Source organism: Pseudomonas sp. Sample_21 (assembly GCF_004307525.1).
Classification (GTDB): Bacteria; Pseudomonadota; Gammaproteobacteria; order Pseudomonadales; family Pseudomonadaceae; genus Aquipseudomonas; species Aquipseudomonas atacamensis.
Map to the genome: position 1 here is coordinate 1 of NZ_RCNZ01000030.1, position 24,498 is coordinate 24,498.

At 62.0% G+C, this 24,498-nt stretch carries 22 protein-coding genes; 9 read left to right on the plus strand and 13 right to left on the minus strand.

All coding sequences use genetic code 11. The annotated features are described in order from the left end of the window. Nucleotides 1-634, minus strand: a 634-nt coding sequence (locus D8U71_RS02700; protein WP_130887107.1) for a response regulator, incomplete at its 3' end; no start/stop codon positions are given. A 118-nt stretch (nt 635-752) separates the two neighbouring features. Then, the gene (locus tag D8U71_RS02705; RefSeq protein WP_130887108.1) at nt 753-1,223 is read right to left on the minus strand and encodes a prepilin peptidase; all 471 of its coding nucleotides are present in this window, start codon (nt 1,221-1,223) and stop codon (nt 753-755) included. A gap of 75 nt (nt 1,224-1,298) precedes the next feature. On the opposite strand from D8U71_RS02705, the gene D8U71_RS02710 reads away from it, so the two are divergent. Together D8U71_RS02710 and D8U71_RS02715 are read left to right on the plus strand one after the other, a co-directional pair. Next, the gene (locus tag D8U71_RS02710) at nt 1,299-1,745 is read left to right on the plus strand and encodes a TadE/TadG family type IV pilus assembly protein (RefSeq protein WP_122693322.1); all 447 of its coding nucleotides are present in this window, start codon (nt 1,299-1,301) and stop codon (nt 1,743-1,745) included. Then, nucleotides 1,742-4,504 carry an ATP-binding protein gene (locus tag D8U71_RS02715; RefSeq protein ID WP_130887109.1) on the plus strand — a complete coding sequence of 921 codons (2,763 nt, stop codon included), beginning with the start codon at nt 1,742-1,744 and terminating at the stop codon, nt 4,502-4,504. The genes D8U71_RS02710 and D8U71_RS02715 overlap by 4 nt, the downstream gene beginning before the upstream one ends. On the opposite strand, the gene D8U71_RS02720 is transcribed toward D8U71_RS02715, so the two are convergent. From D8U71_RS02720 to D8U71_RS02740, 5 genes are all read right to left on the minus strand, one after another. Continuing rightward, the gene (locus tag D8U71_RS02720) at nt 4,489-6,486 is read right to left on the minus strand and encodes a pilus assembly protein TadG-related protein (RefSeq protein ID WP_130887110.1); all 1,998 of its coding nucleotides are present in this window, start codon (nt 6,484-6,486) and stop codon (nt 4,489-4,491) included. The two genes, D8U71_RS02715 and D8U71_RS02720, sit on opposite strands and share 16 nt — an antisense overlap. 219 nt (nt 6,487-6,705) lie before the next feature. Then, entirely contained in the window at nt 6,706-7,263 is a 558-nt protein-coding gene (locus D8U71_RS02725; protein WP_130887111.1) for a DUF4136 domain-containing protein, read from the minus strand. Nucleotides 7,264-7,304: 41 nt separating this feature from the next. Then, the gene (locus D8U71_RS02730; protein WP_076565564.1) at nt 7,305-7,916 is read right to left on the minus strand and encodes a DUF4136 domain-containing protein; all 612 of its coding nucleotides are present in this window, start codon (nt 7,914-7,916) and stop codon (nt 7,305-7,307) included. Nucleotides 7,917-7,928: 12 nt separating this feature from the next. Further along, entirely contained in the window at nt 7,929-8,678 is a 750-nt protein-coding gene (locus D8U71_RS02735; RefSeq protein ID WP_024011431.1) for a methyltransferase domain-containing protein, read from the minus strand. Beyond that, nucleotides 8,678-8,980, minus strand: coding sequence for a MazG-like family protein (locus tag D8U71_RS02740; RefSeq protein ID WP_016771852.1), 303 nt, complete (start codon nt 8,978-8,980; stop codon nt 8,678-8,680). The genes D8U71_RS02735 and D8U71_RS02740 overlap by 1 nt, the downstream gene beginning before the upstream one ends. Nucleotides 8,981-9,225: 245 nt before the next feature. Between D8U71_RS02740 and D8U71_RS02745 the strand changes: the two genes are divergently transcribed. Together D8U71_RS02745 and D8U71_RS02750 are read left to right on the plus strand one after the other, a co-directional pair. After that, nucleotides 9,226-9,519: a hypothetical protein gene (locus tag D8U71_RS02745; protein WP_039757018.1), complete on the plus strand. Its 294-nt coding sequence runs from the start codon at nt 9,226-9,228 to the stop codon at nt 9,517-9,519. A gap of 146 nt (nt 9,520-9,665) precedes the next feature. Continuing rightward, nucleotides 9,666-11,015: an MATE family efflux transporter gene (locus tag D8U71_RS02750; protein ID WP_130887112.1), complete on the plus strand. Its 1,350-nt coding sequence runs from the start codon at nt 9,666-9,668 to the stop codon at nt 11,013-11,015. A 9-nt stretch (nt 11,016-11,024) separates the two neighbouring features. Here the strand turns inward: D8U71_RS02750 and D8U71_RS02755 are convergent, their stop codons facing one another. The 6 genes from D8U71_RS02755 to D8U71_RS02780 form a co-directional block, all read right to left on the minus strand. Beyond that, nucleotides 11,025-11,816, minus strand: a complete 792-nt coding sequence (locus D8U71_RS02755; protein ID WP_130887113.1) for a DUF4123 domain-containing protein — start codon at nt 11,814-11,816, stop codon at nt 11,025-11,027. Then, entirely contained in the window at nt 11,813-13,159 is a 1,347-nt protein-coding gene (locus D8U71_RS02760; protein ID WP_130887114.1) for a contractile injection system protein, VgrG/Pvc8 family, read from the minus strand. The genes D8U71_RS02755 and D8U71_RS02760 overlap by 4 nt, the downstream gene beginning before the upstream one ends. A gap of 233 nt (nt 13,160-13,392) precedes the next feature. Further along, entirely contained in the window at nt 13,393-15,306 is a 1,914-nt protein-coding gene (speA, locus tag D8U71_RS02765; RefSeq protein ID WP_016771856.1) for an arginine decarboxylase, read from the minus strand. A 220-nt stretch (nt 15,307-15,526) separates the two neighbouring features. Beyond that, nucleotides 15,527-15,898, minus strand: a complete 372-nt coding sequence (locus D8U71_RS02770; protein ID WP_007914613.1) for a translation initiation factor Sui1 — start codon at nt 15,896-15,898, stop codon at nt 15,527-15,529. A gap of 315 nt (nt 15,899-16,213) precedes the next feature. Beyond that, on the minus strand, nt 16,214-16,771 hold the full coding sequence (locus tag D8U71_RS02775) for an NUDIX hydrolase (RefSeq protein ID WP_125926231.1): 558 nt from the start codon (nt 16,769-16,771) through the stop codon (nt 16,214-16,216). Between the two features lie 3 nt (nt 16,772-16,774). After that, a complete protein-coding gene (locus tag D8U71_RS02780) occupies nt 16,775-17,842 on the minus strand; it encodes a DUF2333 family protein (RefSeq protein ID WP_016771859.1) in 1,068 nt (355 codons plus the stop codon). Between the two features lie 415 nt (nt 17,843-18,257). Here D8U71_RS02780 and gcbA point away from each other — a divergent pair, with 415 nt between their 5' ends. The 5 genes from gcbA (at nt 18,258) to accC (ending at nt 24,477) form a co-directional block, all read left to right on the plus strand. Next, complete coding sequence (gene gcbA / locus D8U71_RS02785) at nt 18,258-19,928, plus strand: diguanylate cyclase GcbA (RefSeq protein ID WP_016771860.1); 1,671 nt, start codon at nt 18,258-18,260, stop codon at nt 19,926-19,928. A gap of 51 nt (nt 19,929-19,979) precedes the next feature. Further along, complete coding sequence (locus D8U71_RS02790) at nt 19,980-21,926, plus strand: methyl-accepting chemotaxis protein (RefSeq protein ID WP_125926232.1); 1,947 nt, start codon at nt 19,980-19,982, stop codon at nt 21,924-21,926. A gap of 239 nt (nt 21,927-22,165) precedes the next feature. Continuing rightward, complete coding sequence (gene aroQ / locus D8U71_RS02795; protein WP_016771861.1) at nt 22,166-22,621, plus strand: type II 3-dehydroquinate dehydratase; 456 nt, start codon at nt 22,166-22,168, stop codon at nt 22,619-22,621. A 24-nt stretch (nt 22,622-22,645) separates the two neighbouring features. Then, nucleotides 22,646-23,104 (plus strand): acetyl-CoA carboxylase biotin carboxyl carrier protein, encoded by a 459-nt coding sequence (gene accB / locus D8U71_RS02800; RefSeq protein ID WP_016771862.1) that lies wholly within the window; start codon nt 22,646-22,648, stop codon nt 23,102-23,104. 17 nt (nt 23,105-23,121) lie between these two features. After that, nucleotides 23,122-24,477 carry an acetyl-CoA carboxylase biotin carboxylase subunit gene (gene accC, locus D8U71_RS02805; RefSeq protein WP_024011424.1) on the plus strand — a complete coding sequence of 452 codons (1,356 nt, stop codon included), beginning with the start codon at nt 23,122-23,124 and terminating at the stop codon, nt 24,475-24,477. Nucleotides 24,478-24,498: the final 21 nt, after the last annotated feature.

Below are 24,498 nucleotides of genomic sequence, written 5' to 3' on the forward strand. Positions count from 1 at the left end.
CCAACTCACAGGCAATCTGATAATTGGTCTGCCCCTTGCCCACCAACCGCGCCACGTCCAACTGCCGGGGCGACAATTGACTGAACACCGCCGGCATCTCCACGGACTCAGGTTCAGCATCACTGACCACGGGCACGGGCGAGCGCCGCACCTTGTCGAGATCCTGATAAAGGTCATCAATCGACTCGGACAAAAACTGCAACTTCTGATTCAAATGCCCCAGATGCAGATTCTTCTGCCGCTCCTGCAAAGCCAGTTCCTGGCGCTGCACACCCTCAAGCAACTCTGCCAGATCGATCGGCTTCTGATAGTAATCGGCAATCCCCGCACGCAACGCCTTGATCACATCCTGCTTGTCAGCGCGCCCGGTGAGCATGATCGCCTCGAACACCCGCTGCTTGCCCGCCAGCCGCTGCAACGCCTGGATCAACTCGATGCCGTCCATGTCCGGCATGTGCAAATCACTCAGCACCAGACCGATGTCCGGGTCCGCCCGGAACAGCTCGATGGCTTCCAGACTCGAGTCGCACGGCACGCAACGGTAGCCACTGCTCTCGAGAAACTCACAGAGTTCTTCGACGATCAGCGGCTGATCATCGACCACGAGGATTTTTACCGAATTAGGCTTGTTCACGAACCACTCCATTTGCTCGGCCAACGCTGACGATTCCTGCACTTTGGTGGCGTATTCGCCTGAATTGAAAGTAGACCCACTTTCCGACTATGTACATAGGACTAGTGGCACCCCGCGATCAGGTGATCCAGTACAGCGAAAGCACTACTCCTACCCCCACGAACGGCGCAAATGGCAGCTTTTTTGACTTGTCCGGGGCCAGATGACGCACATGCTCTCTAACCCCTTGAGCCATATGAGGCCAGACTTTTGGCGCGAGCAGCAGCCACAGCACGCTGGCCACGCCCGCGCCGATAAACGCGCCGAGAACGAATATGCCGTTCGTCGCAAGACCCAGGGCTGTCATTAATTTCACATCGCCGGCGCCCATGCGGCCGAGGAAATAACCCGGCAGCGTCAGCAGCAAAGCGATCAGGCAGCCCCAGCCACCTTGCGCCGCGTCGGCACCCAGCCAAGTAGTGCCAGTCGCCAACAACCAGACCAGCGCCAGCGCACCTACGCCCATGGTCAACATGTTGGAAATTCGCCGCTGCCGGGCATCTTGCGCGGCGCAGATCGCCAGCCAGATCAGAACAAGAGAAATCTGCATCCGCTGAAAGCCGTCCGTTTTGCCTGATTGATTCTATGCTGATACTACGCAGTGACTGTCAGGGTAGACGCACGCATGAAAAACGGCTTTCGCAGGTCGCAAAAAGGTGCGGTGGCGATCGAATTCGCCTTGGTGTTCATCATCTTTTTCGCAGTGTTTTACGGGCTGGTCAGCTACGGCCTGCCCTTCGTGATGATGCAATCGTTCAACCAGGCCACTGCCGAGGCGGTGCGCCGCAGCGTTGCGGTCGACCCGGCCACGCCGAACTATTCGACGGTGGTGGTCAACACCGCCAATGCCGCGCTGACCCAGCAACTGCAATGGCTGCCCTCGGCCTTGAATCTGGTGGTCGGCACCGACACCAGTGCGGCCTACGACGCGGGGACTGGCACCCTGACCGTCAGCGTCAATTACCCGGTGAGCAAGCTCAATCAGATCATGCCGTTTCTGGTGCTGCCCGGGATCGGCACGGTGCCCAATCTGCCGACGCACCTGACCGCCAGCTCGAGCCTGCAATTTTGACCGCCGGCGATAAGCTTTTCGGGCGTTTGCTCAAGCGCGCCCCCGTCGCAGCCCACGACTTGCCGGACCATCTCGGCGCGCCGCCGATCGGCCTGCATTTTTATCTGGACGGCAACGGCGATGTGTTGCAGATCGCCGGCCCGCTGCGGCATTTGCTCGCCCAGCACAAACCTCAGGGTCAGCCGCTGCCGCTCCGCGCCTATCTGCTGCCGCATAGCCTGTTGAGCGTCGAAGGTCAGCCGCGAGACTGGCAAGGGCAATTGCTCGATCTGGATTTCAGCGGCCTGAATGATCAGCCGCTGCACCTGCGCGGCTGGGTGCAGCCGCTGGAGGATGGCTGGCGATTGCAGATGCTCGACATCGCCGACCTGTTGCTCGAACGTCAGCAAGCGCGCGACCGCGACGCCTGCCAGACCCTCGCCGCGCAGGTCAGCGATCGTCTGCGCACGTGCAGCCTGACGCGTCTGCCGACGGTACTCGGCGAACAATTGCAGGCCATCGCCCAGCGCTGGCACATCCCCTGCCTCGCCGTGGCGTTACTGGATGAACAGGCCCAGGGCTGGCAGATTCATCAACAGTTTCGTGGCCATGACGCTCCACAATTGTGGGAGGACGGCCAGCCGCTGGGCACGCCGCTGGACAGCCTCAACGGCAGCGCGCCGCAACGTCTCGCCGGCCCGCAGGGCCGCTATGAACACTCGCGATTGCAGACCACGTTCAGCAACGCCAACGGTTTCGCCGTGCCCTACAGCAATGACCAGGGCGTGGTCGCCTGGCTGCTCTGCGGGTTTTATACGGTCGACAACGTGGCGCCATGGCTGACCGATCGTGACTGGCTGACCCTGGCCGGCGCGCTGGCCGGGCCGCTGCTCAGCCGCTTGCGCGAGCAGCGCCATGTGCAATCGATGGAGCGTCTTGATTCCCTGCAAAACCTGCTCGGCACCGGCTGGTGGGAAATCACTGCCGAAGAGCAGATTGCGCTGGCGCCGACGCTGGCCTCGGCACTGAATCTCAGCGATCGCCTGCTGCCGGTAGAAGACTGGCTGTCGCTGTTTCATCCCGCCGATCGCGCCGAGTTGCGCAGCCGCCTGCGCGCCCTGCAACTGCAAGGAGAAGCGCTGACCCTGAGCGTGCGTCTGCACCGCGCGGAGGTCGGCGCAGCAGCGACGTGGTATCGGATTCAGGGCCAGGTCAGCGGCACCGGTGAGCATCGGCGTCTGGTCGGGTTCATGCTCGACATCAGCGACATCCAGAATCAACAACAGCGCGCCGCCGCCGCCCATGCGCGGCTGGATAATCTGATTGCCAGTTCACCGGCGGTGATCTACGTGCAGCGCTATGCAGAAGGCGCGCTGATCCCGGCGTTTTTCAGCGCCAGCCTGCAACCCTTGCTGGGCTGGACGCTGGAAGATTGCGATGCAGCAACACTGGTAGAGCACGTCCATCCCGACGACCGTGAACTGTATTTCCAGCGCAACCGTCAGTTGCTGCGCGAAGGCTCGGTGCGCGCGCGTTATCGCCTGCGCGACAACCGTGGCGAGTACCACTGGCTGCTCGATGAGGCAAAACTGCTGCGCAACGATCTCGGCCTGCCGGTCGAGGCGGTGGGCCTGTGGCTGGACGTCACCGACGCAACGCTTGCCGCCGAGCAGGTGCGGCAGAGCGAGGAGCGTTACCGGATTCTGGTCGAGGATTCGCCGGCGATGATCTGCCGTTATCGCCCGGACCTGACGCTGATCTTTGGCAACCGACCGTTGGCGACTTATCTGGAATGCACCCCGGAACAACTGCCCGGGGTTGTTCTGGGTGGCTGGATGTCCGAAGAACAGCGCGGCGCTTTTGTGCAGCGCCTGAGCCAACTGACCCCGCAACAGCCAGTGAGTACAGCGGAAATCAGCCTGCAATTGCCCGGACGCGAACACGCCTGGTGGGTCTGGTCGGATCGCGGCGTGTTCGATGAGCAGGGACAGTTGATCGAAGTGCAAGCGGTGGGCCGCGACAACACCGAGGTGCGCCGCTCGCAACAGCAACTCACCCAAAGCGCGAAAATGGCCACCCTCGGCGAAATGGCCACCGGCCTCGCCCACGAAATCAATCAGCCGCTGAACGTGATGCGCATGGCCATCGTCAACGTGCTCAAGCGCCTCGGCAACGGTGAGGTGCAGGTCGATTACCTGACCGACAAACTCAACCGCATCGACGCTCAGGTTCAACGCGCGGCGAAGGTGGTCGACCACATGCGCGTGTTCGGCCGGCGCTCGGAAATCGAACAACAGTTGTTCAACCCGGCCCAGGCCATCGAAGGCACCCTGTCGCTACTGGCCGAAGGCATGCGCGGCAAAGGTGTCGATCTGCGCATCAGCGAGACCGGTTTCGAGGCGCAGGTGCGCGGCTACGTCGATCAACTGGAGCAGGTGCTGATCAATCTGATGGTCAACGCCCGTGACGCCTTGCTCAGCAAACGCGACAACGACTCAGCGTTCAAACCGTGGATTTCGATCTACGCCGAGCGTGACGAGGAAAGCGTGCGGCTGTGGGTCGAGGACAATGGCGGCGGTATCGATCCGCGTTTGCTGGAGCGGATCTTCGAGCCGTTCTTCACCACCAAGCCGATTGGCGTCGGCACTGGTCTGGGCTTGTCGGTGAGCTACGGCATCATCGCCAACATGGGCGGGCAATTGAGCGTGCGCAACTCCACGGAGGGCGCGCGGTTCTGCATCGAATTGCCGATCGCCAGCGACGATCAGATGACCAGATAGGCCTTGCCGGTCTGCCCGCAGGTCATATTGGCGCCCACCTCGGTGTTCATCAGATTGATGCCCAAGCCTTTGAGCAGATTGTTCAACAGCGGATCGAGCAATGGGCTGATCAACCCGGTGACCACCGGCAACAAGCGGTTGCTGACGTCGCTGATCAACGAAGCCACACCGGTGACGATGGCGCCCAGCGGATTGCTGCCCACGGGTTTGTAGACGATCAGGTTGATGCCCGACAGGGTGTTCGCCAGGCTGCCGACGATGTTGCTGGTCGGCGCGGCAGGCAGCAGGCTCGGCGGCAGTTTCAGATTGGCCGGGGTGGCGAAGGGTGTGGTGCTGGAGAACAGCAGATTCTGCGTGGTCTGCGCGACGCTGGTGTCGAGTTTGATGGCGATGCCGCCCGCGCCGTATTGCACGTGGGAGGCGGCATCGCAACTGCCGATGCCGAGAATCCTGTGGCAAGTGATGATGCCGAGATCGACCAGCGGCAGCGGCGCCACCGTTGGTTCGGCGACTGAAGAGAACGCTGCGACAGGATCGATCTTGCCGAGCTTGAGATCAGCCAGCGAGGTTGTGGTGGTAGCGGTCAGGCTTTTGCTGCCGCTGTCACCGGTCGGGCAGCGATAATCGGTGACATAGCTTTTCGCCCCGCCGGCATCCAGCGCGATGTCGATTTGCGGTGAGGGCAGCAACCTGGGATCGAGCTGTTGGCAGCCGGCACCCAACAGGCAGAACACTGAATTGATTGTGTCCACCAGATTCAGACTCAACAGCGCATTGAGCGTCGGCGTCAGCGTACCGACCAGGCCCAGCACCGCATTGGTCAGCCCCGTCACCCCCGAGAGCACCGGCAGATTCACCGACAACAGCGTGCGCACCTGCGCAGTGCGCACATACATTCGGTCCGGTCCCAATGGATCGGCCTTGGCCCGCGCCGGATCGCCAATCGCCGAGAACTGCGGCGGTTCGATCACCTTCACCCGTACCGTGACACCGGCCAGCCCCAGCACGTTGACCGGCAAGGTCGCCGCCACCGCGCTCTTGCTGTTGGCCAGTTGCACCACGCCCTGCACCAGTTGCAGCAATTGCAGATTGGCATCCAGCCCCGCCGCCGTGGTGCCAGTTTGCAGCTGCAGGATCTCGCCGAGTCTGACCGGCGCCGCATTGATGGCGGCGGCCTGCAACTGGCCCAGCGCGGTGACCACTTGCGCGGTCGCACCGTTGAGTTGCACTACCGTCGCGGCGGCCTGAATCAACTGCGTCACGGTCGCCTGGGTGTTGAGCAATTGCGTGTAGTTGCCGGCACCGACGTTGAGGTCGATGGCCAGTTGATCGAGGTATTTGAGCAGGTTGATATCGGTGTGCAGCAAACCGTCCCAGCCCACCGCCGTGAGGTTGACGTTGCCGCCGAGCAACCCGGAAAACAGCGGATTGAGGATGTTCGACTGCGCCGTGTCGATGCTGGCGAGGGTGCTGCGAATATTCAGTTGGGCGATGGTCGGCTGCGGTTTGGCCGCGACTGCCGAAGCATTGAGTGTGGTGTTGAGGCTGACCGGCGTGGCGCTGAACAGCGCCTGCACACCGCCGGCAAAACTGCTGGTGACCGTTCGGCTGGCGGTGACTTTCACCGCAGCCGCTTGTGTGGCATCGACGGTGAAACTGCGCAAACCGCTGGCAGCGGTGGCCAGTGTGCCGCAGGTGGTCGCGAGTGTATTGGCGGCGTCCACCACGTAACCGTTGCGCAGCGCACTTTGCCCGGCATAACTGGCGGCGGTCAGCCCGGGCAGGCAATTGCCGCCGCGACTGACCGCTTCGAGGGCGGCGGTATCCACCACCCGCTGCAATTTGCGCTGTTCCATGTACAAGCGACCGCTGTCGACCACCAGCAACATCATCACCAGCGCCAGACTCAGGGTGGCGGCCGCCATCAAGCCGATCGCCCCGCGTTGCCGGGCCGGGCCGTTGCCTTGCGATCCTGGCGACATGGCGCACTCCTTTGCCGGCGCAGTGCCGAGCGCTACCTCCGTTGATGAAAAAGAGTGTAGACGCGGTCGGTCGAGAGTGCTGGCGTCGCGCCATTCCTGTCACCACCGCCACTGTGGGAGCGAGCCTGCTCGCGAAAGCGTCGTGCCAGAGGATTCAATGCTGCATGACACACCGTCTTCGCGAGCAGGCTCGCTCCCACAGGGACGGTTCAGAGCGGTTCAACGCGGTGGATAGTTGGCCAGGATCCGCGCGACGGTCTCGCGAATGGCATTGCTTCGATCGGCCGGATTCGGGCGGTTGCTGAGCATTTGCTCATCGCTGCCGCGCCAGACCAGTTTGCCGTCCTTGCCGTCGAGCAGGTCGATCTGAATGGTCGCGACCTTGTAGGTGATGTTGCGCGTTTCGTTGTACATCGGTGCGCCCCAGTAGCCGTTCCACGGGCCGCCCCAACCGCCGCCGTAATTGGTCGTCACCTGCTGCTGCCGGTCCTCGACGATCAGGTAGGTCTGCACGCTCAGATCACCTTTGCCGCCGCCGGCAGCCGGGCGCAAACCGCGCTGATCGAGTTGATCGGACACCGCCTGGCGGATGCGCTGTTCGGTCAGGTCGCTTTTGATGCGCGGATCATCGGGGCGATATTGCAGGGCCGGGTCTTTCCAGCTCCAGCTGCGATAAGCGGCAAAGTCGCGGCTGGCGTCGAAATCGTGATTGACCTGATTGGCGGCGCAGGCACTGAGCAGCGCGGTAAAAGCGAGTAGAGCGAGACGGCGGAACATGATTTTTCTCCGGGTGAAGACATGAACCTGCTGACACGACGTCAGCTGGGAGGATACGCCGCCATGGCTTTTTCCACAGCCTCGCGGATCGCATCGGCGCGTTCGATCTGATTGCCCTGGGTGCCGGTCTCGGCGCTGGCGCTCCACACTGGCTGACCATTGCCGGCATCGAACAGATCGACTCGCACCACTACGACCTGCTCTTGATAGGTGCGCACGATCGGCACGCTGTTGTACATGCCGTAACCGCGACCATAACGATCATAGCCGCCGTATCCGCCGTAGTAGCCGTAATCATCGCGCACCTGACGCAAACGGGTTTCCAGACGCAGATCGGCGCTGACCAGCAGGTCGGCCGGGCGGTTGTCGCGCATCGGCCGCAAGCCGCGTTGGTCGAGGGCGTTGCTGACCGCCTCGGCCACCTGCGCCGAGTCAGCCCACGCCGTGCCCGGCGGCAACTGCCCGTTGCGCCAGGCCCAGTTGCGGTAGCGCCCGTAATCACGCGGCGGCGCCGGGTAGGCGCTGCGGTCGAAGGTGGCGGCGGCTTGCGGCGGTGCCGGCGGCAACGGCCGTGACTGAGCCACGTAGGGGTTGCTGCCTTGGCAAGCGGCCAACCCCAGACTTATCAGCAATAACCCGCATTGAGCTTTCATGTCGCGCTCCGCTCAGATCGGCCGGCAGATCCAGTGCAAGTAACGCCCAAGCCCGGCGAAGCCTGGGTGACGACGGTGCGCGAGTTCCATTTCCAGCAAGTCCGCCAGTTCGGCGCGGGCCTGGAATTCCACCGGCATGTAATCGTGAAATACCCGTACGCCGCTCTGACTTTCGACCTGCCACATACCGGCGAGTTGCGTTGCCAATTCCCTTGGGTCGAGGGGCTGTTGCGGGGTCAGGCTCTGCTTCTCGCCGGCCATGACGTTCTTGCGCATTTTCTTGAAATGGCCCTTGAGCAGATTGCGATAAATCAGCGCATCACGGTTGTAGAACGCCAGCGACAGCCAGCCGCCGGGCTTGGTCAGTTGATGCAGCACCGGCAGGATCGCATGGGGTTCGGCGAGCCATTCCAGCACGGCGTGGCAGATCACCAGATCGTAGGGTTCGGTGAGCTGACCGGGCAGTTCCTGCCACGGCGCCTGTATGAATGTCGCGGTGTGTCCGGCTTCGGCAAAACGCTGGCGCGCGCCTTCGAGCATCGGTTCGGCCGGTTCGGTGAAGGTGACGTCATGGCCGCGCTCGGCCAGCCACAGCGACATGTGCCCAAGGCCCCCGCCGATATCCAGCACGCGCAGCGGACGATCCGGCAAAGCCTCGGTCAGATCGGCCTGCAATACCGCGAGGCGAATCGCGCCTTTGGCGCCGCCGTAGATTTTTTCGGCGAAGCGCGTGGCCAACTGGTCGAAATGACGGTCGCTCATCAGCTGAACCGCCGTTCGCTGTCGGCGAGCTTGGCGCGCACCACTTCATTCATGTCCAGACCCAGTTCGCTGCACAGCAGCAACAGATACAGGACGATATCGCCGACTTCCTGCCCGGCATGGGCGAGCTTGTCCGCCGGCAACTGGCGTGACTGGTCTTCCGTCAGCCACTGGAAGATTTCCACCAGCTCGGCCATTTCCACGCTGGCGGCCATGGCGAGGTTTTTCGGGCTGTGAAATTGCCGCCAGTCATTGCGGTCACGAATGGCGTGCAGGCGTTCGGTCAGTTCAACAAGGTTCATCGGGCTCTCCTGAAGACGCATAGCTTCGGGGGGATGCGGGCTGAAGGCAAGCAGCGCAGATGATCTATTGTGGGAGCGAGCTTGCTCGCGAAGGCGGTGGATCATCCAGACCGGATTTGCCTGACACGCCCCCTTCGCGAGCAGGCTCGCTCCCACACATGATCCGGGCAAACCTTCTATCATGCAGGGAACTCGGCCACCCTCGGCGTGGCCCAAGGCTCAGCTCTTTCATCAGGGATGCACACATGCGTGTAGAAAGCTTTTTCGAATGGCTCGGCCAGGCACTCGGTTCGGTCATCCGCTTTATCGTCGACGGCCTCAGCGGCCTGTTCAATATGCTCAGCAATGCCGGCGGCAACTTTGTCGACGGCCTGGCGCAGACGCTGGGGATGGACACCTCGATTATCAGCATCATCGCGCTGATCGTCGGTTTGATGCTGCTGTGGTCGGCGATCCGGGCGTTCATGAACGCGTCGATCATTGCCGGGATCATCTGGCTGCTGCTCGGGTTGTGGTTGTTGAGCTGGATCATCCATTAACACCACCGCCACCCTGTGGGAGCGAGCCTGCTCGCGAATGGCCGGCACAGCCGAAATCTTCACGGTCGGTCAGTCTTCGCGAGCAGGCTCGCTCCCACATTGAATGGCATGACTCGCTACAATCCCCGCTCCCCCAAGGAGCCTGCATGTCCTCTCTGATTACCGACTGGCGCGACCGCCCGACTCACCGCAAGGTCTGGGCGCTCGCCGCGCCGATGATTCTTTCCAATATTTCCGTGCCGCTGGTGGCGCTGGTCGACAGCACTGTCATCGGTCACTTGCCCCATGCCCATCAATTGGGCGCGGTGGCGGTCGGCGCCAGTCTGTACACCTTTCTGGCCTGGGCGATGGGTTTTCTGCGCATGGGCACCACCGGTTTTGCCGCCCAGGCTGCCGGGCGCAGCGATGGCGCGGCGTTGCGGCAGATTCTCTTGCAGGGCCTGCTGCTGGCGATGGGGCTGGCCGTCGTGCTCGGCACTCTTGGCGTGCCGCTCAGCGGCGTTGCGCTGCACTTCATGCAACCGTCGGCTGAACTGGATCAGCTGACCCGGGAGTTTTTCCACACGCGTCTGTTTGGCCTGCCCGCAGCGCTGGCGACGTATGCGCTGGTCGGCTGGTTCCTTGGCACGCAGAACGCGCGGGCGCCGCTGGCGATTCTGCTGAGCACCAACCTGATCAACATTGTGCTCAATCTGTGGTTTGTCATCGGCCTTGACTGGGGCGTAGTCGGCTCGGCGCGCGCTTCGGTAATCGCCGAATGGAGCGGCGCCCTGCTCGGCCTGTGGCTGACACGCACGGCGTTGCGCGCCTATCCGGGGCAGATCATCTGGTCGGCGTTGAAAGTCTGGCAGAGTTGGCGCCCGCTGCTGGCGGTCAACCGTGACATTTTCATCCGCAGCCTCGCCCTGCAATCGGTGTTTTTCCTGATCACCGTGCAAGGCGCGCGGCTCGGCGATGCGACCGTAGCGGCCAACGCGCTGCTGCTCAACGGCCTGCTGCTGACAGCCCATGCACTGGACGGACTGGCCCACGCAGTCGAAGCCTTGTGCGGCCATGCCATTGGCGCGCGGGATCGCTTGGCCTTGCGTCGATCGCTGGTGGTGGCCGGCGGCTGGTCGCTGATTGCCAGCCTCGGGTTTGCCGTGCTGTTTCTGCTGGCCGGGCACCTGTTCATCGAGATGCAGACCGATATTCAGAGCGTGCGCGACACGGCGTTCATCTATCTGCCCTACCTCGCCGTGCTGCCGCTGATTGCGGTGTGGAGTTACCTGCTCGACGGCCTGTTCATCGGCGCCACCCGTGCGCGGGAAATGCGCAACGGCATGCTGCTGACGGTGCTGCTGTTGCTGCCGTTCGCCTGGTTTTTGCAGGCCTTGGGCAATCACGGCCTGTGGATATCTTTTCTACTGTTCATGGTCTTGCGCAGCGTGACCCTTGGCGCGCAAGCCTTGTGGCTCAAGCGCAGCGATGGCTGGCTCAGCGGCAAGGCTCACTGATCAGAAAAGTCAGTCCGCCGCGCCCCACTGCCGACGCAGAAAGTCGAGCCGTTCCGGTTGGGTCAGTCCGGCCGGCGGCACGGCCAGCACGGCGCGCGGATTGAGCAGGCGCAGCCACAGCCAGCCATCCAGCACGGCACGATCGCTGAAACCCAGCGCCAGACCTTGTTGCACATGCACAGCGATCGTCTGGTAATCAACCCTCAGAGACTGGCACCAGCGCCAGATGTGCTGCTCAAGCAGACAGGTTTGCAAGCGTTCGCGCTGGCGCCGGGTCAGGCTTTCTTCGATGCCCAAAGGTTCGACGAGCAGGCCGGGATTGCGCAGCTGTTGCCAGCCCTGACTGCCGATGGCGCGGTCCGCCCAGGTGCCGCCAAACCAGCGCAACTGGCGGATCGGCCCGAGCCAGCGACTCAGCTGCGAGGCGTCACAGGCGTCGAAGAAATAACTGGCGGTCTGGCGGTTGTAATAGCTGAGCAAGGCCCGATGATTCAAACCGAACGAGACGGTGAGCATGCGCTGCAAATGGCTGAGCAGCTGCTGCGCCGGTATCTCGCAGCTCAGCAACAGGCCGCGCCAGGTGTCCGGGTCGCGTAGACACAGGGCGGTCAATGCCGGACTCTCGCGCAAATCGACGAGGACCGGGCCGTGCTCACTGACCGGTTGAAATTCGGTGCCGTCGAACAACCGGTGCCGCTGCACATCGGCAAAGCCCTGGCGCAAGGTCAGCAGGGCACGTGCCGCGTCCGGGGTGTCGAGCAACAGCCATTGCGCCATGGGCTCAAGCGCCGCGCCGCTCATCGTGCGCTGCTCTGATCGAGCGCGGTGAGCAGCCGGCAACTGCACACGGACTCGGCGCAGTGGTTGAAGCTGCCACCGCCCGGCATCAGGCACAGCAACAGCAACGGCTCGCCAGACTGCAACGATTGCTGCAACCCATCGCTCACCAGCAGTTCGGGGAGCGATACCGGTTCATCGTCCTCGACCGCAGCCTCTGGCAACACCGAGGGCTGGAGCACGCCACTGACCACCGGCTGATCGGGATCGCCCTCTAGAAAACTCACCACCACTTCCACGCCATCGGCGAGTGCCGCCGAGGGCAGCTCGTTCAGGTCAGGCGCGAGGGGCAGCCAGCAATGGCTCGGCGCTGCGCCTTCGCCCTGGTAGAGCCAGTCGAATTGCACCGCCACCGGCCGCGCGCGATCCGGCTGCGGCTCATCGACGCTGACCACCCAGGCACGCTGCAAGCTGTGCATGCGCTGCTTGGACTGCGCAGCGGCGGGCACACAGACGGGTACCCGCGCGGCCGCGAACAGGCGATTGCAATAGGGCGATTCGAGAGACTGATCGGCCCGATGCTCGATGCGGGTCAGCAACCATGGGCGGTTGCATTCGAGGAAAGGATGGCCGTCCAGCGGCAACCACTGACCACTGCGCAAGGCTGGCAGATCACTGTGGCCTTCGGCATCGGGGCCTCGCTGGCTGGCCTGCGAGTCTTCGCGCAGTCGCCATTCGCGGACGGCTGGAACGACGCCACGCTGGTCATGCTCGCCCTGATAGTGCGCGACGTCTGCATGGGGCATCCGCGTCGGATCGTCGCCGAACACCAGGCAGTGCCTGTCGCGGTGATGTTCGAAGTAATAGTGAATGCGCGCCTCTGCGCACAGACGCTGAAGCAGTTGCAGATCGGATTCGCGGTACTGCGTGCAGAAGGTGCGGGCCGGGTAGTCGCTGTGCAACTCGTAACGTCGCTGCAGGCCGACGATGCCATGTTCGCGCAGCACCTGTTCGATGATCTGCGGCACGCAGCGGCCACTGAAAATGCGCTGGCTCAAACGCAGGTCAAGGCAGTCGAGCCTCGGCCCGAGACGTACTCGGCACAAACGCAAGCCATGGCCGTGCTCGTGCTGGACAAGGCTGTGCAATTGCCCGTGCACACCCTGGTCGGGCGCGCCGAAACACAGAAACGCAGAGCGGTGCAGCAGGCCGGCGAGATCCAGATGCGGATCGTCGATCACCACATCGATCTCGAAGGCGAAGGGTTCGCTGAGCGCTTCCCTTCCGGTAAAGGCGAGAACTTCGAAGGGGTCGGACAGGCCCGCTACATCGAGACGAAACGACGGCTCGTTGACTGGATCGAACATGGGCGGATCTCTACAGGAGGGGCGGCCGGGGATTCTCGCCGAGAGGCATGGCCGAGTAGAGAGGCGAAGTACAACTTAGGAAATGACCTACGCGAAAAGCAGACCAGATGAGTTTGCTGACCGTGATAGCACAGGTTTTCGGGAAAAAATCAGGAGATGTCCCACCGGGTTGTCCGACTTTTCCACAGCTCGCGGAAAAAAATCGGACAACCCGGGTGGAACGCTATCGGGTCTCAGGAAGACAGATAGGAAGAGCGGGTCAGGCCCAGACGCAAGGCATCGAGGAACTGCGTGCGCTCGCTGGCACTGATGCGGGCACTGGCGCACTTGTCGCGGTAGTGGGTCATCAGTTCTTCCGGCGACAAGTGCACGTAACGCAGCATGTCTTCGATGGTGTCGTGGGTCTCGATACCGGCGTGGTACACGCTGCCGTCGGCGTTCTGGTAGATGTTCACCGAGTCGGTGTCACCGAACAGGTTGTGCATGTCACCGAGGATTTCCTGATAGGCGCCGACCAGGAACACGCCCAGCAGGTAATCTTCGCCTTCATTCAACGCGTGCACCGGCAGGCTGGTCTCGATGCTCTGCTCGTCGACGTACTGGTTGATCTTGCCGTCGGAGTCGCAGGTCAGATCCTGCAGCACCGCGCGGCGCAGCGGCTCTTCGTCGAGGCGATGCAGCGGGATGATCGGCAACACCTGATCGATCGCCCAGGTGTCCGGCAGGCTCTGGAACACCGAGAAGTTGCAGATGTACTTGTCGGCCAGCTTGTCGTTGAGTTCGTCGAGCACCTGGCGGTGCGAACGCTGACGCGCTTTCAGCGAGTTGTGCAGGCGACGGCACACGGCGAAGTAGCACTGCTCGGCGAGGGCTTTTTCCGCCAGGGTCAGCTTGCCGTCGGCATACTGCGCAGCCACGTCGCTCATGTAGTGGGTGGCGCGCCAGTAGGTTTCGGTGACCATTTCGATGTCGGTCGGGCCGAGCAGATCGACCAGCCACTGCACGGTTTCCGGCAGGCTTTCCTTGTTCTCGATCAGCGGGATTTCGTCGTTGTGTTTCTCGACGTCGGTGACCTGCACCACCAGCATTGCGTGGTGCGCCGTCAGCGAGCGGCCGCTTTCGGAGAAGATGTGCGGATGCGGCAGGCTCTGCGCGTCGCAGAATTCCTTGAGCATGCCGACCACGACACCGGCGTAGTCGTCCATGTCGTAGTTGATCGAACTGGCGTTGCGCGAGTGGGTACCGTCGTAGTCGACACCGAGGCCGCCGCCGACGTCGATGTGATCGACCGGCAGACCGAGGTTGCGCAATTCGCCGTAGTAACGGATCGCTTCCTTGAAGCCGTGCTGGTAGTCAGCGAGGTTGGCGATCTGCGAACCCATGTGGAAGTGCAGCAGGCGGATGCCCTGATCCAGGCCGGCGCCACGGAAACGCTCGACCACCGACAGCAGCTGTGCCGCCGACAGACCGAATTTGGATTTCTCGCCACCGGTGTCCGCCCATTTCGACGAGGCCAGCGACGACAGGCGCACGCGCAGACCCACCTGCGGCTTGACCTTCAGCGAGGCGGCTTCTTCGATCACCAGGCCGACTTCGGATTCTTTCTCGATAACGATGAACACATTGTGGCCGAGCTTCTGGCCCATCAGCGCCAGACGGATGAACTCACGGTCCTTGTAACCGTTGCAGACGATGGTGCCGCCCTTCGGCGCCAGCGCCAGCACCGCCAGCAGCTCAGGCTTGGAGCCGGCTTCCAGACCGATGGAAACGTTCTGGGTGGCGATGATGTTCTCGATCACCGCTTCCTGCTGGTTGACCTTGATCGGGTACAGCGCAGTGTATTTGCTCTGGTATTCCAGGCGCTCGATGTTCGAATCGAAAGCGCCGGTCAACTGACGGACACGGTCTTGCAGGATGTCGGGGAACCGCACCAGCAGCGGCAAGGACAAACCGCTCTTGCGCAGTTGGTCGACTTGTTCGAACAGATCGATAGGCGAGCTGCTCGGGCCGTTCGGACGTACTTCGACGCGACCGGCTTCATTGATCGCGAAATACCCGGCCCCCCAATGGCGAATCCCGTAAACGCTGCGGCTGTCCGCAACTGTCCATTGGCTGCCATCGTCTTTACGTGTGCGTCGTACGGACATCGAAGTCCCCTATAAAGAAGTCAGAGTGCGTCGCCTGACGTTCAGGCCGGCGCAGTCTAAAGAATGAAAATGACGGTTCGTCAGTGCGGCGGTAGACCGCACTGACTGCGTGGAGTTTAGAAACCGGTCATGAACAGGCTCTGTGAAAACCATGGCGACGACGCCGGATCCGAGAACACTCGAAGCCGGATCAAGCCGCCGGAGGGTTTCACAGAGGCTGCTAGCCGCCGGATTTCTTCGCTTTGAAACCGTGCTTGATCAGCTCTGCCAAGAGTAGCTCGACGTGATCGCCCTGGATTTCGATGATGCCGTCCTTCAGCGCCCCGCCGGTGCCACAACGTTTCTTCAACGTCGTCGCCAGCTCCTTGAGCGCGTCTTCGGCCAGAGGCACGCCGGTGATGGTGGTCACCGTCTTGCCGCCACGCCCTTTGCTTTCGCGACGCACGCGGGCAATGCCGTCACCGGCCGGGATCACGGTTTGTTTGCAGATACAGGCGTCCACCGGCTTGCTGCATTCCGGGCAATGACGACCTGCGTCGGTGGAAAATACCAGGCCGCCCAGGGCGGCGAAGGATGCGGCTTTCTTGGCCACCGGCAATCCTCTCGGGAGGACAAAGACTGATCGCAACCTTGGGCAAGGTCAGCGACCGCGAAGCCCCACTCAGGCAGGGGCAGCGCTACTGCATCGGAAAACTTTGAACGCTGGACTGAATCTGTAGGAGCTGACGAGTGCAACGAGGCTGCGATCTTTTGATCCTGATCTTTAACAGCAAGATCAAAAGATCGCAGCCTTCGGCAGCTCCTACGGTAAATCTGCAGGCCAACCTCAAGCTATCCGGTGCAGTTTGAAAAGGTCGCGCAGTGTAACGGCAAAAATCGCGATTGCTAAGTGCCAATCGGCGCCAATTCATGTGTTCTTTGCGACGTTGCTTTGCTGCGCCTTGAGATAGCGCTTCAGCGCGGCCAGAGAGTCCGGGCAATAAGGCTTTTCGCTGATTTCGCGCATGACCTGTTCGACAGGGATGAATCGCGCTTCGAGGACTTCTTCCGGCTGCAATTTCAGCGGCCCGTCCCACACGGCGGAAAACGCCGAACACCACAGGCGGTTGCCGGTGTCTTCGAAGTAGAAGTGATCGTGAGCGGTGAGTTCAACGCCGCTGACGCCCAGCTCTTCCGCAAGCTCGCGCGCCGCCGACTCGGCATAACTTTCGTCGGCCTGAACCATGCCGCCTGCGGCAACATCCCAGTAACCGGGGTAAATCGCCTTGCTCAACGTGCGCCGGTGCACGCACAGCTCACCGGCGGAATTGAACAGCATGATGTAGGTGCCACGGCCAATCAGCCCGCGCTCGCGCAAATCGGAGCGCACCAGCGCGCCGAGCAAGTTGTCCTGCTCGTCGACCCAGGCGATCTGTTCGGCGTCCGAGGCGGCGCGATGGGCCGCCTCTCTTGTGCTCTGGCTCACCTATCAGCCCTGATTGAGCAGTTGACGCAAATCGATCACCGCAGCGTTGGCCCGGGAAATGTAGTTGGCCATGACCAGCGAGTGGTTGGCCAACACGCCGAAACCGCTGCCATTGAGGATCATCGGGCTCCACACCGGCTCTTGCGAAGCCTCCAGCTCACGGATGATCTGGCGCACGCTGACGGTGGCGTTCTTCTTCGCCAGCACATCGGCGAAGTCGACCTCGATGGCACGCAGCAGATGCGACAGCGCCCAGGCCTGACCGCGTGCTTCGTAGAACACGTTGTCGATTTGCATCCACGGGGTTTCCACGACTTCTTCGTCAACCTGCGGCACTTCGCCGACTGCCGGAACTTCGGTCTTCAGCGCGGTATTGAGCTTGACCCGACCGACACTGGCCGACAGGCGTTGCGACAGCGAACCGAGACGGGTACCGACATCGCCCAGCCAGTTGTTGAGGTTGTCGGCGCGGGCGTAGAACAGCGCGTTTTTCTGATTCGGATCCGACAAGCGCGACTGATAACGGCTCAGGGAGTTGATGCCTTCCTGGTATTCCGACTCGCTGGACGGCAGCACCCAGCTCTTGTTGTCGAAGTTGAAGCGTGGTTCGGCCTTGGCCAGATCGGCGTCTTCGGCCGACTGCGATTGCGAACGGGCAAAATCCTTGCGCAGGGCGCGGGTCAGGTCACGCACCTGCACCAGCACGCCATATTCCCAGCTCGGCGTGTTGTCCATCCACAGACCCGGCGGGAAACGGTCATTGGAAATGTAACCGCCCGGCTTGTTGAGCAAGGTGCCGGCAACGGTCTTCAGGGTCTCGACCGTGGTGTAGCCGACCACCATTTGCTTGCCTTCTTTCTCGGCAGCGACCTGGGCGTTCTGCGCCACCGGAAACAGCTCCGGTTCCTGGCTCCAGTACCAGCCCAGCGCGATGGTGACCAGCAAGTAAAGACCGACCACTGTGGCCAGCGCCCGGCTGAACAGCAGCCCGCCGACATAGCTGCGGGTGGCCGACTTGGGCTCGGCGGCACGTTCAGGCGCGCTGCCCGCGCGGTTTTTCCAGTCCAGCATGGCGATATCCTTTCAATCACTTGGGTTCAACGGTTCGACCACAACCATACAACAACGTGCCAAGGCCGGGCACCCGTCGCTAACGATAAGCCGCAAATGGTGCGGCCCGATGACGCTTCGCGACACACTAAGGGATTTCCTGATACGGCAACGCCAGCAACGCAGTGAACTCTGATCTGGATTCGGCCCGAGCAGCGATGTACAAATTCCCGACTGTTCTGCCCTGCCCTTCAAGGCAAGCGTCCGGATTTCGGGCATCTGACTGACCTGCAGGTGCATGAGAAAACCACCCGGTCAGAAACTGAATCGTGTCGTCCAGCAGATTATTGACGTACGACACTCGTCTAAGGGAAAAGAGGTGCTAGCATAGAGCCACCAGTCGATCTCAGCATGCACCCTAACTAGTAGTCAGGATATGACCGAGCCAGAAGACCCCAGCCGTGAGCGTCTCAAGCACCACTTTGCCCAGCGGGTAATTCATCAGGCACGTCAGATTCTTGAGATATGGCAGCGCCTGCAACGCAGTGAGTGGTCCACCGTCGATCTCGCCGAACTGAGCGAGGCGAATCTGCGTCTGCTGCGTTTTGCCGAGCGTTTCGAACAGCCGGAACACACTCAGTTGGCGCACCACATCAGCCAGTCGTTGCAAGCGGTGGATGCCAACCGTGGGCGCCTCAGCAGCGGCCTGATCACTGATCTGAATCGCTTGATGCAGCGCCTGTCGCGCACCGGCCTGCGCCATGGTGATCAGCTCGACCAGACGTTCCTGCCGCCGCTGCGCAAGCCGATCTACGTAATGTTGCAGGATCACGACCGCGCCGAACGCCTGGCCAAGCAGCTCGAATTCTTTGGCCTCAGCGCGCAGGCACTGGACAGTGTCGCGGCGTTTCGCTCGTCGATGGTCGAGCGCTTGCCCGCGGCGATTGTCATGGACGTGGATTTCAGTGGCCCCGGCATCGGCCTGAAACTCGCCGCCGAAGCTCAGGTCGGCCTCGAAGAACCGCTGCCGCTGCTGTTCTTCAGCCTGCACGAAACCGACACTCCGACCCGCCTCGCCGCCGTGCGCGCCGGTGGCCAGGAATTCCTCACCGGCACCCTTGAAGCCTCGAGCCTGCTGGAAAAAATCGAAGTGCTGACCTGCGTCGCCCAGTACGAACCTTATAAAGTGCTGATCATCGACGACTCGCGCGCCCAGGCCCTGCACACCGAGCGCCTGCTCAACAGCGCCGGGATTGTCACCCGCACCCTGATCGAACCGATTCAGGCAATGGCCGAACTGGCGGATTTCCAGCCGGACCTGATCATCCTCGACATGTACATGCCGGCCTGCACCGGCACCGAGCTGGCGAAAGTCATCCGTCACAACGACCGCTACGTCAGCGTGCCGATCATTTACCTGTCGGCCGAGGATGATCTGGACAAGCAGCTCGACGCCATGAGCGAGGGCGGCGATGACTTCCTGACCAAGCCGATCAAACCGCGACACCTGATCACTACCGTGCGCAACCGCGCCGCGCGGGCGCGCAATCTCAAGGCGCGGATGGTTCGCGACAGCCTCACCGGCCTGTACAACCACACGCACATCCTGCAATTGCTCGAAGACTGCTCGTTCCGCGCCCGCCGCGAGAACAAGCCGCTGAGCTTTGCCATGCTCGACATCGATCACTTCAAACGGGTCAACGACAGCCACGGCCACCCGATGGGCGACCGTGTGATCAAGAGCCTGGCGCTGTTTCTCAAGCAGCGGTTGCGCAAGACCGACTTCATCGGTCGTTACGGCGGCGAAGAGTTCGCCATCGTCATGCCCGACACCGATATCGACGCGGCGCATAAAGTCCTCGACGAAATTCGTCAGCGCTTCGCCGAGATTCATTACCCGGCGCAGCCGCAGGATCTCTGGTGCACGTTCAGCGCCGGCGTGGTGGAAATGTGCGATGACTCCGACAGCCTGATGATGGCCAGCCAGGCCGACGAGGCGCTGTACCGCGCCAAAGGTGCCGGACGCAATCGAGTGCAGACCGCGCGCCAGTCAAAGCAAAGTGCCACTTTTTCATCGGAATCCACTGATTCGGTCATAACCTTGTAATGGAACCGCAATAAATTCAGGCGCTTACCATTTCTGCCATTGGTAGCCGTCATGCGCCTGAAGTTGCTCACCAATCTCAATACCTTGCTGCTGGTCGCCGTCTGCGTGGCCCTTGGCGCCACGCTGTGGTGGTCGCAAAAAGCCCTCGAACGCCCCTATCTTTTGATGGAGCGTTACCTCGGGCTGTCGCAACAATTTCAGAATGAAGTGGCGCGCAACATCGAGGATTACCTCGCCAGCGGTGACGCGCTGCGCCTGAGCAGCGCCGCCCAGGCCATCGACAGCGTGCACAAGCAACTGGGTGAGCTGCCCCCGGCGCTGGCCGACAGCGTGCAGCCAAGCCTGTCGAGCCTTGATGAATTCAGCAAAACCGACCTGCTCGCCGCCGGCAAACTGGCCGGCGATCCGCAGGCGCTGCTGTTGCAGGCCGAACGCGAACTCAGCGCCAGCCTCGACCAGCTCAACACCTACGCCAATGGCAACGCGACTTATCTCGCGCCACTCCTCGCCGCATCGCAGCATCTGGGCAAACTGTCGCTGGCGCGGGACAAACTGGTCAGCAGCGGGCGCAGTGAACTGGCCGCCGATGTCGAGCGTGAAGTGAGCAACATGCGCACTCAGGCCGAGGCCATCGATGCCCTGCCCTTGCTCGGCGTGGTCACCAGCAACGAATCGAGCAGTGACGATTTCGCCGCGCTGATGGGCATCGAAACCACTGATAAAGCCGCCGCCGAAGATGCCGGTGTCGCCCTTAAACGTGAACTGAACAGTTTGCTTGGCCGCTATCCGGCGGAACTGGCGCGCACCCGCGAGCAGATCCAGAAACGCGCCGAGCTGAGCGCCGCGACCCACGAAAAAATCGCCAGCGTGCAACACGCCATTGCCGCCCTCGAACCGGTGGTGCGCGCGCAACACGGGCAGATCCAGGGCGAAGTGCGCCTGATGCAAGGCGTGATGATTGGCCTGATTCTGCTGATCGCCCTGCTCATCGATACCTTGCAGCGGCGCCTGGCCCGCACCCTGACCAACCTCGCCCCGGCATTGTCGACTTGGGCCGAGGGCGATTTCAGTCGCGACATCCAACTGGGCAAGACCAATCGCGAATTGCACGACATCGAAGCGTCGCTCAATCGCTTGCGCGCCTATCTGGTGGATCTGGTCGGCACCATTCGCGGCAACGCCGAGCAAGTCGCGGGCAGCAGCCGCACCCTTGCGGAACTGAGCAATGACCTGCACAGCGGCGCCGAGCATCAGGCCGGCGATACCGCGCTGATTCGCGACTCGCTGGGTGAACTCGAGGCGACGATTCAGCAAGTGGCCGGCGATGCCCGGCAGGCTGCGGACGCCAGCCGTCATGCCGGACTGGCCGTCGAGCATGGCCAGACGGTGATCGGCCAGAGCCTCACCGGGCTGCATGCGCTGGTCGGTGAAGTTCAAGGCAATGCGCAGATGATCGAACATCTGGCCGAAGAGTCGGCAACCATTGGCGGCGTGCTGACGGTGATTCGTTCGATTGCGGATCAGACCAATCTGCTCGCCCTGAACGCCGCAATCGAGGCGGCCCGCGCCGGGGAGATGGGCCGTGGTTTCGCCGTAGTCGCCGAGGAAGTGCGCTCGCTGGCGCAACGTACCGCTGGGGCCACGGCGGAAATCCAGACGCTGATCGCCGGCCTGCAGACCGCCGCGCGGCAATCGGTCGAAGGCATGCGCGCGCAGGTCGAACACGCCGAAGCCACGGCCAGTCAGGCGCAAGCGGCGGACGGTGCATTGGACAAAATCGTTGGCGCGATCCAGACCATCGCCGACACCGCCGTGCGCATCGCCGATGTCACTGCGCAGCAAAGTGGCGCGGTCAGCGAGATCCGCGATCACAGCGAGCGCATTCATCAATTGGGTGGGGATAACCTGCTGCGCATCGGCCAGGGCCGCGAACAGGGCGAGAATCTGCTGATTCTCGGCGGCCAATTGCATACGGCCGTTCAGGCCTTCCGCGTCTGACATACCACCTTCGCGAGCAGGCTCTCCCACATTGGAATGCATACCCCTGTGGGAGCGAGCCTGCTCGCGAAGGCGGCGGCCCTGTCATTACAAGTGACCGGATCCTGATCCTCGGTCACAAATTTCGCGCAAACATCGCCCATCGTGCCGCCTATTGCATGGAACTGGACAGTCACAAAGGCTTTGCGGCATAGTCGCCGGGTTCTGACGACTGCTCATTGATAACAAGGACAACGCAGATGGCAACGCTACTGGTGCTGCACGGCCCCAACCTGAACCTGCTCGGCACCCGGGAACCGGGGACCTACGGGTCGACGACCCTGGCGCAGATCAATCAGGATCTGGAGCGGCGCGCCCGTGAAGCCGGCCATCATCTGCTGCACCTGCAAAGCAACGCCGAGTACGAATTGATCGATCGCATCCACGCTGCGCGCGGTGAAGGCGTGGACTTCATTCTGATCAATCCGGCGGCTTTTACGCACACAAGTGTCGCATTACGTGACGCGCTGCTGGGAGTGAGCATCCCATTCATCGAAGTGCATTTGTCCAACGTGCACAAGCGCGAACCTTTCCGCCATCACTCCTACTTCTCCGATGTAGCGGTAGGAGTGATCTGCGGCCTTGGCGCCAGCGGTTACCGACTGGCCCTGGAGGCCGCACTAGAGCAGCTTGAACACCAAGCTATACGCCCCTGACCGACCCTTGGGAGTTGATGATTCATGGATATCCGTAAAGTTAAGAAACTGATCGAATTGCTGGAAGAGTCCGGCATCGACGAGCTCGAGATCAAGGAAGGCGAAGAGTCCGTACGCATCAGCCGTCACAGCAAGACCCCGGCGCAGCAGTACTACGCGCCAGCCCCGATGCAGGCTCCGGCCGCTGCCCCTGCTGCCGCGCCAGTCGCTGCCGCTGCTCCGGCCGCCGCTGCTGCACCGGCGCTGAACGGCACCGTGGCCCGTTCGCCGATGGTCGGCACCTTCTACCGTAAATCTTCGCCAACCTCGCCAGCCTTCGTTGAAGTCGGCCAGACCGTGAAGAAAGGCGACACCCTGTGCATCGTCGAAGCCATGAAGATGATGAACCACATCGAAGCTGAAACCAGCGGTGTGATCGAATCCATCCTCGTCGAAGACGGCCAGCCGGTTGAGTACGACCAACCGCTGTTCACCATCGTTTGAACCGCGGAGAGCCTTTGATGACTGCGAAGTTGGAAAAAGTTCTGATCGCTAACCGCGGTGAGATCGCCCTGCGGATTCTGCGTGCCTGCAAAGAGATGGGCATCAAGACCGTCGCCGTTTACTCCAAGGCCGACAAAGAGCTGATGCACCTGGGTCTGGCAGACGAATCCGTCTGCATCGGCCCGGCGTCCGCCGCTCAGTCTTACCTGCACATTCCGGCCATCATCGCTGCCGCAGAAGTGACCGGCGCTACCGCCATTCACCCAGGCTACGGTTTCCTCGCGGAAAACGCCGATTTTGCCGAGCAGGTCGAGAACTCCGGCTTCGCCTTCATCGGCCCGAAAGCCGACACCATTCGCCTGATGGGCGACAAGGTATCGGCCAAGCACGCGATGATCGAAGCAGGCGTACCGACCGTTCCGGGTTCTGACGGCCCGCTGCCGGAAGACGAAGAAACGGCGCTGCGCATCGGTCGTGAAGTCGGCTACCCGGTGATCATCAAGGCCGCCGGCGGCGGTGGTGGTCGCGGCATGCGTGTGGTGCACAAGGAAGAAGACCTGATCGCCTCGGCGAAACTGACCCGCTCCGAAGCAGGTGCGGCGTTCGGCAACCCGATGGTCTATCTGGAAAAATTCCTCACCAACCCGCGCCACGTCGAAGTGCAGGTACTGTCCGACGGCCAGGGCCACGCCATCCACCTGGGCGACCGCGACTGCTCGCTGCAGCGTCGGCACCAGAAGGTTCTCGAAGAAGCACCGGCACCGGGCATCGACGAGAAGGCGCGCCAGGAAGTATTGGCTCGCTGCGTCAAGGCATGCATCGACATCGGCTACCGTGGCGCCGGTACTTTCGAGTTCCTCTACGAGAACGGCCGTTTCTACTTCATCGAAATGAACACCCGTGTTCAGGTGGAGCACCCGGTTTCGGAGATGGTCACCGGTATCGACATCGTCAAGGAGATGCTCAGCATCGCCGCTGGCAACAAGCTGTCGTTCACTCAGGATGACGTGGTCATCCGCGGTCACTCGCTGGAGTGCCGGATCAACGCTGAAGATCCGAAGACCTTCATGCCGAGCCCGGGCACGGTCAAGCATTTCCACGCTCCAGGCGGCAACGGCGTTCGCGTCGATTCGCACCTGTACAGCGGTTATGCCGTGCCACCGAACTACGACTCGCTGATCGGCAAGCTGATCACTTACGGCGCAACCCGCGACGAAGCCATGGCACGCATGCGTAATGCCCTGGACGAAATCGTGGTCGACGGGATCAAGACCAACATCCCGCTGCACCGTGACCTGGTTCGTGACGAAGGCTTCTGCAAGGGCGGTGTGAACATTCACTACCTCGAGCACAAGCTGGCCAAACAGTCGTAAGGCTGAAGCCGCATGAAAAAC